Source organism: Streptomyces alfalfae, assembly GCF_004127445.1.
Lineage (GTDB): Bacteria > Actinomycetota > Actinomycetes > Streptomycetales > Streptomycetaceae > Streptomyces > Streptomyces alfalfae.
Genome location: NZ_QEXM01000007.1, coordinates 1 through 14,201, shown reverse-complemented (window position 1 = coordinate 14,201; position 14,201 = coordinate 1). Strand labels below are relative to the sequence as shown.

Here is a 14,201-nt window from a genome sequence, read left to right as displayed (position 1 = left end):
GGGAAGCATCCGCCGCGGAGCGGCGGCTCAGGGGATGCCCCGGGCCACGGGCGAGGCGGCGGCGCGCCCAGGGGTCAGAAGAACGTCCGGACGTAGTCCGTGACCGTCCCGTCCGCCTCGACCAGAGGAATCAGCTGCCACTTGTCGAACGCCGTGCAGGGATGCGAGAGCCCCATGCCGACCCAGTCGCCCACGGCGAGCTCCGCCTCCGGAGAGGTCGAGAGCCACCCGTGCTGATCGGAGAGCCCGGTCACCGTGATCCCGGTCGCGGCGCGCTCACCCCCGTCGCCCTCACCCCGTACGACCTGCGCCTCGGGCAGATCGAGGTCATGGGCCGCGTCCCGCTTGCCCGCGTTGGTGAACGCCTGCTCCGGCGAGGGCCGGGACACCACCTGCGCCCACAGCCGGAACGCCGGTTCGAGCGCGCCCTCCTGCGGGACGCGGTTGAAGGGCGTGAGGTGGCGGTAATGGCCGTCGTCATGCGACACGTACGCACCCGAGCGCAGCAGCTTCAGCACCGGCGCGGACAGCGCGGGCACCTCCTCGAACACCGTCGCCACCGCGTCGAACCACGCGCTGCCGCCCGCGCTGAGCACGACCTCCGGCAGATCCGCGAACCGCCCCGCCTCGTCGAGGCCGACGAGCAGGGCGACGAGTCGCCGCAGCCAGGCGGTGACCGTCTTCGGCGAGGCCTTCGGCACCTCGCCCTCGTACCCGGCGACGCCCACGAGCCGCAGCGTGTCCGCCGCCGCGACGGCGTCGGCGATCTCGAAGCACTCCTCCTCGGTCCGCACCCCGGTCCGCGCCCCCTCGCCCGCGGCGAGCTCGACGACGACGTCGACCGGGCGCGTCGCCCCGGCCCCGCTGAGCGCGGCGTGCATCGCCCGGACGCCGCGTACGGAGTCGACGTAGCAGATGAAGCGGAAGTCCGGGTCGGCGCCGAGTTCACCGGCGAGCCAGCGCAGCGCCGCCGCGTCGACCAGTTCGTTGGCGAGGAAGACGCGCGAGACGCCGAACGCCCGCGCCACGCGCACCTGGTGGGGCACCGCGAGCGTGATGCCCCACGCCCCGCGGTCCAGCTGCCGCCGGAAGAGCTGCGGGGCCATCGACGTCTTGCCGTGCGGCGCGAAGGCGAGGCCGTGCCGCTCCGCGTACGTCTCCATGAGCGCGAGGTTGTGCTCCAGGCGCTCGGCGGAGAGCGCGAGCACGGGCGTCGTGAAGCCGCCCGTGAAGAGGTTCCTGCGCTGGGCCGCGAGCTCCCCGACCGTCAGTCCTTCGGCGTCCGGCGGCAGCCCCTTGAAGCGGTGGTCCACCCGCTCGTCCGCGAGCGCGGCCAAGGGGTCGGCGGGACGTTCGACGGCGTTGTCGGCGGCCATGGGCGCCTCCTCCAGGAGTGCGTTGCATTATGTGCAACAGTCATTGCGTATGTCGCTTACTGCTGTCTAACATCCGAGCCAACGCCGGGTCAACGGATCCGGAGAGTCGGTTGAGGGGCTGGAAGATCGTGACCGCACAGGCAGCCGCACGGCCCGTCGAGGAGACGGCCGCCCGCGCAGCAGTGGACGTCGTGGCGCTCGGCGAGTCCATGGTCACCTTCCTGCCCGCGCGTCCCGGGCGCCTCGCCGACGTGCCCTCCTTCGACCGCGGGATCGGAGGCGCCGAGTCCAACGTCGTCTGCGCGCTCGCCGCCGCCGGGCACACCACCCGCTGGGTCAGCCGCGTCGGCGCCGACGGCTTCGGCGACCACCTCGTCGAGGCGATCGCCCGCTACGGAGTCGACACCTCCGCCGTCGGCCGCGACCCCCACCGCCCCACCGGCGTCTACTTCCGCACCGCCGACGACCGCGACACCGACGCCCACGAGGTCGTCTACTACCGCGCCGGCTCGGCGGCCTCCGCCATGTCCCCGGCCTCCGTGGACGAGTCCGCGCTCACCTCGGGCCGCGTCCTGCACCTGTCGGGCATCACCCCCGCGCTCTCCGCCGACTGCCTGGACCTCGTACGCCACCTCTGCGCCCGGCGCCCCGGCCGCGCCCCGCTTCTCTCGTTCGACGTCAACCACCGCCCCGGCCTGTGGAAGGACGCGGCGGCGGGCCCGGACGTCCTCCTCGACCTCGCGCGCGGCGCCGACCTCGTCTTCGTCGGCGAGGACGAGGCCGCCGCGGCCTGGGGCGTGACCGGCGGCCCCGACGCCGTCCGCGCCGCCCTGCCCGAACCCGCCACCGTCGTCGTCAAGCAGGGCAGCCGCGGCGCCACCGTCTACCGGCACGGCGAGGACCCCGTCTTCCAGGCCGCCCTGACCGTGGACGTCGTGGCTCCCGTCGGCGCCGGCGACGCCTTCGCCGCCGGTTTCCTCTCCGCCACCCTGCGCGGACTGCCCGCCGCGCACCGGCTCCGGCACGGCCACCTCATGGCCGCCGCCGCGCTCACCGTCCCCGGCGACCTCGCCACGCCGCCCGCCCGCGCACACGCCGACCGCCTCGCCGACCTCGACGACTCCGCCTGGGAGACACTTCGTCTCGGCCCCGGCTGGACGGCGGACGTCCTCAAGGACAGCGGGGCCGAGGAGGAGGTACGTACCCCATGAGCCAGACCGTCGACCGCGCCCTGTCGATCCTGCCGCTGCTCGCCGAGGGCCCCGCCGACCTGGGACAGGTCGCCGACCGGCTCGGCGTCCACAAGTCCACGGCTCTGAGGCTCCTGCGCACCCTCCACGAGCACGGCCTGGTCTTCCGCCAGTCCGACCAGCGCTACCGCCTCGGCGCCCGCCTCTTCGCGCTCGCCCAGGAGGCCGTCGAGAACCTCGACGTGCGCGAGATCGCCCACCCCCACCTCCTCGCCCTCAACGAGCGGTGCGGCCACACGGTCCACCTCGCCGTCTACGAGGAGCAGGAAGTCCTCTACATCGACAAGGTCGACAGCCGCTACCCGGTGCGGATGTACTCCCGTATCGGCAAGCCGGTGGCCATCACCGTCGCCGCCGTGGCGAAGCTGCTGCTCGCCGACTTTCCCGAGGCCGAGCGCCGCGCCATCGCGGAGAAGCTCGACTACCCCACCTACACGTCCCGTTCGACGCCCAACGCCGCCGCGTTCCTCAAGGAGCTGGCGGCCGTGCGCGAACAGGGCTGGGCCACCGACCTCGGTGGCCACGAGGAGTCCATCAACTGCATCGGGGCCCCCATCCGCGGTGCGGACGGGCGCGTCGTCGCCGCCATGTCGGTCTCCGCGCCGAACGTCGTCGTCACCGCCGAGGAACTCCTCACACTGCTCCCGCAGGTGCGCCGCACGGCGGACGCCATCAGCCGGGAGTACTCCGGCAAGTCACCCCTGAAGGAAGCCTGAGCACGTCATGAGCACCGAGAAGACCGCCCTCACCCCGGCCACCCACACCACCCCGCCCGCGAAGTTCTCCCACGGCGTCAAGAAGGGCAACATCCTTCAGGTCGCCGGTCAGGTCGGCTTCCTCCCCGCCGAGGAGGGCAAGGCCCCCACCCCCGCGGGCCCGACCCTGCGCGAGCAGACCCTCCAGACGTTCGCCAACGTCAAGGCGATCCTCGAAGAGGGCGGCGCCACCTGGGACGACGTGATGATGATGCGCGTCTACCTCACGGACGTCGACCACTTCGCCGAGATGAACGAGATCTACAACGCGTACTTCGAGGAGCAGGGCCTCAAGGCCCCCGCCTCGGCCCGCACCACGGTCTACGTCGGGCTCCCCAAGGGCCTCCTCATCGAGATCGACGCGCTCGCGGTCCTGAGCTGACGCGCCTCTAGCACGATCTCCTCCCGCAAGCCGTACGTCGTCACGGCACGGCGCCCCCTTCCCCTCCAGGCGCCGTGCCGCGATCCCCCCTGCCCCGAAAGCTCCATGCACTTACGAGGTCAAAGATGTCCCCGTCCCACACCGCCGTGCTCGCGGCCGCCACCGAGGCGCCGCCGCACACCGGCGGCATACTCACCCTGATCGACGGCACAGCGGGCCTGCTGACGGTCGCCGCGCTCGGCATCGTCCTTCTCCTCTTCCTGATCATCAAGATCAGGCTCCAGCCCTTCGTGGCGCTGCTCGCGGTCTCCATCGTCGTCGGTCTCGCGGCCGGTCTCTCCGTCACCGAACTCTTCGGTACCGTCCAGAAGTCCGACGCCGTCTCGGTCATCGAGTCCGGCATGGGCGGCATCCTCGGCCACGTGGCGATCATCATCGGCCTCGGCACGATGCTCGGCGCGATCCTGGAGGTCTCCGGCGGGGCCGAGGTTCTCGCCTCCCGCCTCCTCGGCCTCTTCGGCGAGAAGCGCGCGCCCCTGGCCATGGGCCTGACGGGCCTCATCTTCGGCATCCCGGTCTTCTTCGACGTCGGCATCTTCGTCCTCGCGCCGATCGTGTACGCCGCCGCCAAGCGCAGCGGCAAGTCGATCCTGCTCTACTGCCTCCCGCTGCTGGCGGGCCTGTCGATGACCCACGCCTTCCTGCCCCCGCACCCGGGGCCGGTGGCCGCCGCGGGGCTGCTCCACGTGGACCTCGGCTGGGTCATCCTGATGGGCGTCGTCTGCGGCATCCCCGCGGTGCTCGCCGCCTGGGTCTTCTCCGCGTGGGTCGGCAAGCGCATCTTCGTCCCCGTGCCGCAGGACATGGTCGAGGCCGCCGAGGAGGCCAGGTCGGCGGTGGTCGCCGAGCAGCGGGCGGCGGGCGTCGAGCCCCGGGAGAAGCCGGTGCCGCTGGGCACGGTCTTCACGATCATCGGAACGCCGCTGTTCCTGATCCTCCTGGCGACGTTCTCCTCGATCGCCTTCGACCCCTCGACCTTCCGCTCGGTGATCGAGTTCTTCGGCAGCCCGTTCGTGGCCCTGACGATCGCGCTCCTGATGGCGTACTACCTGCTCGGCATCCGCCGCGGCTGGTCCCGCAAGTCCCTGGAGACGGTGTCGACGTCGTCGCTGAAGCCGGTCGGCAACATCCTGCTGGTGGTCGGCGCCGGCGGCATCTTCGGCGCGGTCCTCAAGGCGAGCGGCGTCGCGGGCGCCCTCTCGGACACCTTCCAGGACGTGGGCCTCCCGATCATCGTCCTCGCGTACCTGCTGTCCCTGGTCCTGCGGGTGGCGCAGGGCTCGGCGACGGTGGCGATCGTCACGACGGCGGGCATCGTGGCCCCGCTCCTCTCCGAGGGCGACTACTCCCAGGCGTTCATCGCCCTGGTCATCATGGCGATCTCGGCGGGCTCCATCTTCGCCTCGCACGTCAACGACGGCGGCTTCTGGATGGTGGCGAAGTACTTCGGCATCTCGGAGCGGGACACGCTGAAGACGTGGACGGTCCTGGAATCGGTCCTCTCCGTGGCGGGCTTCGCGGTGGCGGCGGTGGTGAGCGTCTTCGTGTAGCGGGGAGAAGAGCTGGAGAAGGCGGTACGTGGTGGGGCATCCGGCGGTGGCCGGGTGCCCCCTTTGGTGTCGGGGGCAGCGGCTTTGGCCGGGCGGCCCCGGCGACCAGGCAGAGCCCCCGGCCCACCGGAGCCGCCCTACCTCACTCCGCCGCCGCGCAGTACTGCCCCTCCTTGCCGATCGACCGGTACATGCAGTCCGCGTTCTCCAGAAGCTGCAGCACCGCGTCCCTGTTGCGCGAGGTCTCCCGCTCGATCACCTCGTCCGGCGGGTAGAAGCCGCCGCCCCCGGCGGACGACGGGTACATCTCGAAGGTGTAGCTGAAGATCTTCTGGCTGCCCCACAGCCAGTCGTTGATCGACCCGTCGGTGATGTAGAGGTCGCTGGACTGCTGTGGCGTGTACCCGTTGCTCGCGGCCATCTTCCGGCCGATCGCCGCGTGCGCGTCGCGGTCGTCCTGGGTGAGGCCGGGGCCCGTGTCGGCGTACGTGTAGCCGTAGGGCCACAGGACCAGCTCGCTGTACGTGTGGAAGTCGATGGAGGCCTTGATCTGCTGCTTGCCGCCGACCACGCGGCTGCGGACGAAGTCCGCGACCACCTTCACCTCGGGGGCCGACTCGCCGGCGCGGCCGCGGTAGGTATCCGAGCCCGTCGAGCCCGAGGAGCCGCCGCAGCAGCCCCAGCGGTAGGCCCAGTTGCGGTTGAGGTCGGTGCCGACGTTCGACGAGCCGCTGTTGGGCTGCCGGTTCTTGCGCCAGCTGCGGTACGAGCCGGTCGCGATGTCGTACTCGCCGCCGTCCGGGTTCATGTCCGGCACGATCCAGATCTCCCGGGAGTCGACCATCTTCTTGACCCGGGGGTCCGTGGCGTAGTCGTCGCCGAGCTCGCGCAGCAGGTACAGCGCCATCTCGACGGTGAGGTGCTCGCGGGCGTGCTGGTGGTGGGTGAAGAGGACCTCCGGTTCCGCCTCGTCCGCCGTGACGTTGTCGCTGATCTTGATGGCGGTGATGTCCCTGCCCGAGTACGACCTGCCGATGACCCGCTTGCTCATCAGGGTCGGGTGGGCCGCGATGCGCTGGTCGATCTCCGCCGTCATCTCGGCGTAGTTGTGGTAGCGGGCGTCGGCGTTCGGGAAGTCCTGGGGCTCCACGGCCATGCCGTTCGTGCGCTTCGGCGGGCCGGGCAGCGCCTTCAGCTCGTAGCCCGCCTTACGGAGCGAGGCCGCCTCCGCGGCGTCGGCGGAGACGACCACCGCGCGGGCGTCCACCTCGTCGATGGCGACACCCGTGCGGGCCAGCGCGGTGCGGGCGGCGCGGTCGTCGGCCAGGGGTATCTCGTACTGGCGGGTCTCCTCGTCGGCGGCCACCGCCGCGTCACGAGGGGCCGCGCCGCCCGGCGAGGCGTTGGCGGAGAGGGGCGCCGCGAGGGCGAGGGCCAGCAGGGCCGCGAGGGCCGCCGATCTCCTGCCGCTCAAGCGTGTACGGAGTCGCATGAAGTCTCCTGGGGGGTGGGGGTGCTCACTGCGACGTGCGGGGTCCCGTACGGGTTCTCGTACGGGATGGCGTACGAGGTGCGGATCGCGCCGCCCCATCGTCGATGCATGGCATGGACCGGTCAATGCTGTCTTTGGCCAACCTCTTGTGCCGCGCCCCCCGATGCGCTTTCTTGATCGGCATGGCTGAAACGACAGGCAGTGGCACCACCACGGGCGGCGCGGCACCACGGCCCCGCAAGTCGAGCTGGAAGTACATCGGGCCGGGCATCGTCGTGGCGGCGACGGGCGTCGGCGCGGGCGATCTCGTCGCGACCCTGATCGCGGGCAGCAACTTCGGCTACACCCTGCTGTGGGCCGCCGTCATCGGCTGCGTCGTGAAGATCTCGCTCGCCGAGGCCGCGGGGCGCTGGCACCTGGCCACCGGCCGCACCCTCTTCGACGGCTGGGCGAGCCTCGGCCGCTGGACGACGTGGTTCTTCGTCGTCTACGTGGTCATCTGGGGATACGTGTACGGCGCGGCCGCCATGTCGTCGTCGGGGCTGCCCCTCCAGGCGCTCTTCCCCGACGTCATGGAGCTCAAGTGGTGGGGCATCCTCACCGGCGTCGTGGGCCTGGTCTTCGTGTGGTTCAACAAGTACGCCGTCTTCGAGAAGGTCATGACGGTCCTCGTCGGCATCATGTTCGTCGTCACCGTCTACCTCGCCGTCCGCGTCACCCCGCACCTGGGCGACGCCTTCGCGGGCCTGCTGCCCGTGCTGCCCGACGAGGAGGACTCGATCCTCAACACGCTGGGCCTGATCGGCGGCGTGGGCGGCACGATCACCCTGGCCGCGTACGGCTACTGGGTCAACGCCAAGGGCTGGACCGATGCCGGCTGGATGAAGGTGATGCGGCTGGACAACCGCGTCGCGTACATCACCACCGGCGTCTTCGTCGTCGCCATGCTCTTCGTCGGCGCGGAACTGCTGCACTCCGCGAACGTCGCCATCGCGAGCGGGGACAAGGGCCTCGTACAGCTCTCCGACATCCTGGAGGAGGAGTACGGCGGCGCCACCGCCAAGCTGTTCCTGGTCGGCTTCTTCGCCACGTCGTTCACCTCGCTGATCGGCGTGTGGCACGGCGTGAGCCTGATGTTCGCCGACTTCGTCGAGCGCTACCGCAAGGAGCGCGTGGGCGCCGGCGACGAGGCGCTCTCCGGCGGCGAGGCGCTCTCCGGCGAGGAGGTGGCGTCCGGCGCCCGCGAGAAATCGGTGCCGTTCCGCGCGTACCTGCTCTGGCTGACCTTCCCGCCGATGATCCTGCTCTTCCAGGGGCAGCCGTTCCGGCTCATCATCATCTACGGCGTCCTCGGCGCGGCCTTCATGCCGTTCCTCGCGCTGACCCTGGTCTGGCTGCTGAACTCGCACCGCACGCCGCGGGAGTGGCGCAACGGCTGGCTCAGCAACGGCATGCTGGCCGCCGCGGGCCTGCTGTTCCTGGTGCTGTGCGTCAAGCAGATCAGCGACCAGGACTGGAGCAGCTTCTTCTAGCGCCGGGCGGCCCGGCAGGGCCCGGCAGGCCCGGCGGCACCCAACGAAAACCCCCACCTCCACATGAACAGTGGGAAGTTGGGTGTCGAGTCGACCATGACGTGGATATGGTGCTGAGGCAGGAGTGCACGAGGACCGGGGGTGTACGCGTTGCCGACCGCCATAGCCGTCACCGGCCCCGACCTGGTGCTGCCCCCGCCCGACCGGCACACCCCCTCGGCGGCGGTCCTGCAGTCCGCCGTGCGGGACCCGCGGACGTACTCGCTGGACCAGGCGCTCACCGAGATGGACACGCTCATCGAGCACCACGGCTACGTGGTCGTCCTCTGCCCCGCCTCCGCGCCCGCCGCCGTCACCCACCGGCTGCACGCGGTCCGCTCGGTCCTGGAGAGCGACCGCATCGCCGTCGTCCGCTCCGACCTGCCGCCGCTCGGCCTCGCCGTGCTCGCGCTCCAGCTCCGCCAGCTCTCGATCTGCGACTTCAGCCCGGGGGTCCTCGCCTCCGCGGCACGGCTCCTGTCCCACTACATCTACGCGGGCGCCCTGCTCGGCTCGGTCGCCAAGCTGGACCGTGTCCCCGTCAGCCTCCAGTCGCACGCCAAGTCCTGGCTGCCGGGCGCGCGGTTCGCCGTCCTCGCCACGCCGCGGCCCGAGCTGGTCAAGCTCTCGGAGGGCGGCGGGGCGACCCCGCAGGGGCCCGGATTCGCCACGAGGATGCTGTACGCCCCGGGGCAGCTGGCGCCCGGCTGGGTCACCGAGACCCTGGCCCCCGCCTGGCACTGCCAGGGGGTCACCGAGGCGCGCCCGGCCGCGGAGTCCGCGCGCTGGTGGGCCACCGGCAAGCTCGTCGAGTTCGCGGCGGCCATCCCGGACATCTCCGTCCTCTACCAGCTGGTGTCGTCCGTCCGCCGCGACGACTGCCACTGGTGCGGGCTCGAACTCATCGGCGACCGCTGCGCGTTCTGCGCGGCGCCGCTGCCGCCGGCGGCGGACCACCCGGCGCCGCGGCGCGCCCTCGCGCCGAGCGGCGCGACCGCCCTGCCCCGAGGCGTCACCTAGCCGCCGCGCCGCCCTCGTACCCCGTACGCGACCTACGACCGAACACGCGCCACCACGCTCACCGTCCGTAGCCAACCGCACTCGATCGAGGTAGTCCGGCCCATGAACTCACGCCAGCGCCGCGGCGTCATCCTGCTGGTCCTTTCGGTCCTGTGCGCGCTCGGCGCGTTCGCGGGCGTGCTCTCGGTGATCCGCGACGTGAACTCCAAGGTGGGCCCCGAGGTCGCCGCGTACAAGCTCAAGAGCGACGTCGCGCCCTACAAGGAGCTGACCGCCGACCAGTTCGAGAAGGTGGAGATGCCCGAGCGGTGGCTGTCGGACAACGCCGTCACCGACCTCCGCGAGGTCCGCGGCAAGATCGCCGTCACCCAGCTCCGCAAGGGCTCGCTGCTCCAGACCGACATGATCGTCCGGCGCCCCGAACTGGGTCCGGGCCAGCAGGAGATCGCCATCATGATCGACGCGGCGACCGGTGTCGCCGGCAAGATCACGCCGGGCGCGAAGGTCAACATCTACGCCACCTTCAAGGGCGAGAGCGACAAGGCCAAGGACCAGTCCAAAGTCATCGTGGAGGGGGCCAAGGTGCTCGACGTCGGCAAGCTGACCCCGCTCGAACCGAACCAGGACGACCGGACGCGCCGCAGGGCGACCGAGGCCGTGCCGATCACCTTCGCCCTCGGCACGGCGGACGCGCAGCGCGTCGCGTACGCCGAGTCGTTCGCGACCCACGTCCGGCTCGCCCTGGTCGGCGCGGGCGGCGACGCCACCGTGCCGCCGCGCGACCGGACGTACACCCTCGACGAGGACAAGTAGGAGGCTCGTATGGCCACCCGGATCCTCCCCGCCGTCGGGGACATCGAGGCCGCCCGCGCGCTGTCCACGCTCACCGGACAGCTCCCCGACGCCGAACCGGCCCTGCCCGTCGGCGACTCCACCGCCCTCCTCGACACCCTCGCCCGGCTCGCCGCCGAGTCGGTCGACGAACTGCCGGAGGTCGTCCTCGTCCACGAGCGCATCGGGCCCGCCCCCGCGCTCGACCTCATCAGGGACCTCGTCCTGCGCTTCCCCGCCGTCGGTGTCGTCCTGATCACCGCCGACACGAGCCCGGAACTGCTGACCGCCGCCATGGACTCCGGCGCCCGCGGCATCGTCGGCTTCCCCCTGGCCTACGACGCCCTCGCCGAACGCGTCCAGGCCGCCGCCGCCTGGTCCACGGGCATGCGGCGCCACCTGGGCAGCGGAAACCTCGAACTGTACGGGGGCGGAGGCCCGGCCGGCGCGCCCGGCACCGGCACGATCGTCACGGTCAGCGGCGCGAAGGGCGGCGTGGGGGCGACGGTGACCGCCGTCCAGCTCGCCCTCGCCGCCCAGGCATCGGGGCGCACGGCCGCCCTCGTCGACCTGGACCTCCAGTCCGGGGACGTCGCCTCGTACCTGGACGTGCAGTTCCGGCGCTCCATCGCCGACCTCGCCGCCATCAGCGACATCACGCCCCGCGTCCTCCAGGACGCCGTCTACACCCACGAGAGCGGCCTCGGCCTGCTCCTCGCCCCCGCCGACGGCGAACGGGGCGAGGAGGTGACCGACCGGGTCGCCCGCCAGACCCTCGGCGCCCTGCGCGCCCGGTACGACATCGTGGTCGTCGACTGCGGCGCCTACGTCACCGCCGCCGGCGCCGCCGCCGTCGAGCTCGCCGACCACGCCCTGCTCCTCGTCACCCCCGACGTCGTGGCGGTCCGCGCGGCCAAGCGCGTGGTGCGGCTCTGGGACCGCCTCCAGATCCGCAAGGCCGAGGAGACCCTCACCGTCGTCAACCGCCACGGCAAGGGCACCGAGATCCAGCCCTCCCTGGTCGAACGCGTCACCGGCACCAGGACGGCCCGCACCACCGTCCCCGCCGCCTTCAAGGAACTCCAGGCCGTGGTCGACGCGGGCCGCATGCAGGACCTGGAGAGCCGCTCCTCGGTCAAGCAGGCGCTCTGGGGCCTCGCGGGCGAACTCGGCCTCGTGGAGCCCCGCGCCCAGGGCGGCGGCAGGCGCGGCGCCCTCAGCCTCCGCCGCAAGGCCGCGAACGGCGACCGGGGCGCGGTCACCCTGGAGTTCGCCGCGATGTTCCCGCTGATCCTCGTGGTCATGGCGATCCTCTGGCAGTGCGCGCTGTACGGCTACACGTACTCCCTGGCCGGGAACGCGGCGGACGAGGCGGCGCGGGCCTACACGGCGGCGCGGGCCGCCGGGGCGGGGGCGGACGGGGCCTGCGCCGCCGCGGGCAAGGAGCACCTGCCCGCGGCCTGGCAGGACGCGGCCATCTCCTGCGGGGACGCGGGCGCGGCGTGGAAGGCCGACGTCACGGTGCAGGTGCCCGTGTTCTTCCCCGGCTTCGACGCCGGATGGGAAGTGCACGCGGAGGCGGGCGCGGCGAAGGAGGGGGAGACGGGATGAGAACGGACGGGATCTTCGCGGGCCGCCGCCGAGGCCGCGGCCTCCGTGACCGAGACCGCCGCCGTCGTCGCTGGGACGACCGGGGCGTCTCGATGCTGGAGTTCGCGGGATTCCTGCCGGTCCTGCTGCTCGTGGGCCTGGCGGCGATCCAGCTCGGCCTGGTCGGGTACGCCGCGGGCCAGGCGGGCTCCGGGGCCAGGGCGGCGGCCCGCGCCGCCTCGCAGGGTGACTCCGGGCAGGCGGCGGGCGCGGCGGCCATGGACGGCGGCCTCGACTCCTCCGTCGGCGTCAGCCAGGGCGGCGACACCACGACGGCCACGGTGGAGGTGCAGGTCCCGACGCTGCTGCCGTTCGTCGACGCGGGCTGGAGCGTCACCAAGGAGGCCACGATGCCGAACGACGAGGACGCCGGGCAGTGAAGCCCCGTACCAGAGAGGGAGGTCGGAGCACGTCATGAGCCTGCGCGACCGCGTGGCCCCCGCCCGCCAGACCGAGCCGAGCCGCGACGACGGTCTCGTCGCGGTCTACCGCTCCAAACTCCTGGAGGAGATCGACCTCGCCGAGATGTCCTCGCTCGCGGCGGCGGACCGCCGTGTCCGCCTGGAGCGTGTACTCGGCCACATCATCAGCCGCGAGGGCCCCGTGCTCTCCACCTCCGAGCGCGCCCAGCTCATCCGGCGCGTCGTGGACGAGGCGCTCGGCCTCGGCGTGCTCGAACCGCTCCTCGCCGACGCGTCCATCACGGAGATCATGGTCAACGGCCCCGACTCCGTCTTCATCGAGCGCAACGGCCGCGTGGAACAGCTCCCGCTCCGCTTCGCCTCCAACGACCAGCTCATGCAGACGATCGAGCGCATCGTCTCCACGGTCAACCGCCGCGTCGACGAGTCGAACCCCATGGTCGACGCCCGCCTGCCCACCGGCGAGCGCGTCAACGTCATCATCCCGCCGCTGACCCTCACCGGCGCCACCCTCACCATCCGCCGCTTCCCGCGCGCCTACACGCTCACCGAGCTGATCGGCCTCGGCTCGCTCGACGAGCACATGCTGATGCTGCTCGCCGCGTTCGTGCGCGCCCGCTTCAACCTCATCGTCAGCGGCGGCACGGGCACCGGCAAGACGACGCTCCTCAACGCGCTCTCCGGGCTGATCCCGGCCCACGAGCGCATCATCACCATCGAGGACTCCGCCGAGCTCCAGCTCCAGCAGGACCATGTGATCCGCCTCGAATCCCGCCCGGCGAACGTCGAGGGCAAGGGCCAGATCACCATCCGCGACCTCGTACGCAACAGCCTGCGCATGCGCCCCGACCGCATCATCGTCGGCGAGGTCCGCGGCGGCGAGACCCTCGACATGCTCCAGGCGATGTCGACCGGCCACGACGGCTCCCTCGCCACCGTCCACGCGAACACGGCCGAGGACGCCCTGATGCGCCTGCAGACCCTCGGCTCCATGTCGGAGGTGCAGATCCCCTTCGAGGCGCTGAAGGACCAGATCAACTCGGCCGTGGACGTCGTCATCCAGCTCGCGCGCCACAGCGACGGCTCCCGCACGATCGCCGAGATCGTGCTGCTCGTCTCGCACGGCCGCCAGCAGTTCCGCATCGTCCCCGTCACCCGCTTCGTGCCCCGCCCGATCGGCGCCGACCGCGTCGTGCACGGCTACTTCGAACACCTGCCGCTGCCACGGGAGGTCGCCGACAAGCTGTACGGGGCGGGCGAGCCGGTGCCACCGGCGTTCGGCGTGGCCGAGGCGGTCGACGCGATGAACACGAGGGAGGCGACCGGATGACCGCCGGCCGCTCCCGCCACCCACAGGGCGGTGCCCGATGAACGATCCCGCGCTGCTCGCACTCGGCGCCACACTGCTCACCGGCACCCTCGCCGTGGCCGGGGTGCACACCTACGCCTCCGGGCGCGCCCAGCGCGAGGCCCTGGTGGACCGCCTCGCGCTCGGCCCCGGCAGCGGGGACGGCGGACCGCCGGGCCGCGCCCGCCGCTTCGCCGCCGTCGACCGCAGGCTCCGCCGCACGCGCCTCGGCCGCGCCATCCATCTGCGGCTCTCCTCGACGGGGCTCGACCTGACGGCGGGGGAGTTCTTCACCTACGTCGTGGCGGTCGTCGTGGCGCTCTGGGCGATGGCCGCCGCGACGCTCGCCCCCTTCTTCGGCCCGATCGCGGGCGTCGTCGCCGTCTGGGGGGCGGTCGCGTTCCTCAACTGGCAGCGGCAGAAGCGGATCGAGGCGTTCATCAACCAGCTCCCCGACGTGGCCCGCATTCTCGCCAACGCCACGGCGGCGGGGC

General features: G+C 72.1%; 12 protein-coding genes and 1 pseudogene. 11 read left to right on the top strand and 2 right to left on the bottom strand.

Features of this window, described 5'->3' with window-relative positions:
* Positions 1 to 74 precede the first annotated feature (74 nt).
* Complete coding sequence (locus DCW30_RS01935) at positions 75 to 1,376, bottom strand: amino acid deaminase (RefSeq protein WP_076684795.1); 1,302 nt, start codon at positions 1,374 to 1,376, stop codon at positions 75 to 77.
* A 209-nt stretch (positions 1,377 to 1,585) separates the two neighbouring features.
* On the opposite strand from DCW30_RS01935, the gene DCW30_RS01930 reads away from it, so the two are divergent.
* The 4 genes from DCW30_RS01930 to DCW30_RS01915 all read left to right on the top strand — a co-directional run bounded on the left by DCW30_RS01930 (position 1,586) and on the right by DCW30_RS01915 (position 5,373).
* Entirely contained in the window at positions 1,586 to 2,587 is a 1,002-nt protein-coding gene (locus DCW30_RS01930) for a sugar kinase (protein WP_232627182.1), read from the top strand.
* On the top strand, positions 2,584 to 3,342 hold the full coding sequence (locus tag DCW30_RS01925) for an IclR family transcriptional regulator (RefSeq protein WP_062770657.1): 759 nt from the start codon (positions 2,584 to 2,586) through the stop codon (positions 3,340 to 3,342). The genes DCW30_RS01930 and DCW30_RS01925 overlap by 4 nt, the downstream gene beginning before the upstream one ends.
* A 7-nt stretch (positions 3,343 to 3,349) precedes the next feature.
* On the top strand, positions 3,350 to 3,763 hold the full coding sequence (locus DCW30_RS01920) for a RidA family protein (RefSeq protein WP_076684794.1): 414 nt from the start codon (positions 3,350 to 3,352) through the stop codon (positions 3,761 to 3,763).
* A 125-nt stretch (positions 3,764 to 3,888) separates the two neighbouring features.
* Positions 3,889 to 5,373, top strand: a complete 1,485-nt coding sequence (locus DCW30_RS01915; RefSeq protein WP_062770649.1) for a GntP family permease — start codon at positions 3,889 to 3,891, stop codon at positions 5,371 to 5,373.
* Between the two features lie 142 nt (positions 5,374 to 5,515).
* Here DCW30_RS01915 and DCW30_RS01910 read toward each other — a convergent pair whose 3' ends face one another.
* On the bottom strand, positions 5,516 to 6,865 hold the full coding sequence (locus DCW30_RS01910) for a M14 family metallopeptidase (RefSeq protein WP_076684793.1): 1,350 nt from the start codon (positions 6,863 to 6,865) through the stop codon (positions 5,516 to 5,518).
* A 182-nt stretch (positions 6,866 to 7,047) separates the two neighbouring features.
* Here DCW30_RS01910 and DCW30_RS01905 point away from each other — a divergent pair, with 182 nt between their 5' ends.
* The 7 genes and pseudogenes from DCW30_RS01905 to DCW30_RS01875 all read left to right on the top strand — a co-directional run.
* Positions 7,048 to 8,397 (top strand): Nramp family divalent metal transporter, encoded by a 1,350-nt coding sequence (locus DCW30_RS01905; protein WP_076684792.1) that lies wholly within the window; start codon positions 7,048 to 7,050, stop codon positions 8,395 to 8,397.
* A gap of 141 nt (positions 8,398 to 8,538) precedes the next feature.
* Entirely contained in the window at positions 8,539 to 9,456 is a 918-nt protein-coding gene (locus tag DCW30_RS01900; RefSeq protein ID WP_103557427.1) for a hypothetical protein, read from the top strand.
* A 102-nt stretch (positions 9,457 to 9,558) separates the two neighbouring features.
* Positions 9,559 to 10,269, top strand: coding sequence for a Flp pilus assembly protein CpaB (gene cpaB, locus DCW30_RS01895; RefSeq protein ID WP_062783996.1), 711 nt, complete (start codon positions 9,559 to 9,561; stop codon positions 10,267 to 10,269).
* Between the two features lie 9 nt (positions 10,270 to 10,278).
* Positions 10,279 to 11,898 (top strand): CpaE/TadZ family protein, encoded by a 1,620-nt coding sequence (locus DCW30_RS01890; protein WP_076684791.1) that lies wholly within the window; start codon positions 10,279 to 10,281, stop codon positions 11,896 to 11,898.
* Positions 11,895 to 12,317, top strand: a complete 423-nt coding sequence (locus DCW30_RS01885; RefSeq protein WP_076684790.1) for a TadE/TadG family type IV pilus assembly protein — start codon at positions 11,895 to 11,897, stop codon at positions 12,315 to 12,317. Before DCW30_RS01890 ends, DCW30_RS01885 begins: the two co-directional genes overlap by 4 nt.
* 34 nt (positions 12,318 to 12,351) lie before the next feature.
* Positions 12,352 to 13,689: a TadA family conjugal transfer-associated ATPase gene (locus DCW30_RS01880; RefSeq protein WP_076684789.1), complete on the top strand. Its 1,338-nt coding sequence runs from the start codon at positions 12,352 to 12,354 to the stop codon at positions 13,687 to 13,689.
* A gap of 37 nt (positions 13,690 to 13,726) precedes the next feature.
* Positions 13,727 to 14,201 (top strand): annotated as a pseudogene (locus DCW30_RS01875) (type II secretion system F family protein); the annotation flags it as partial.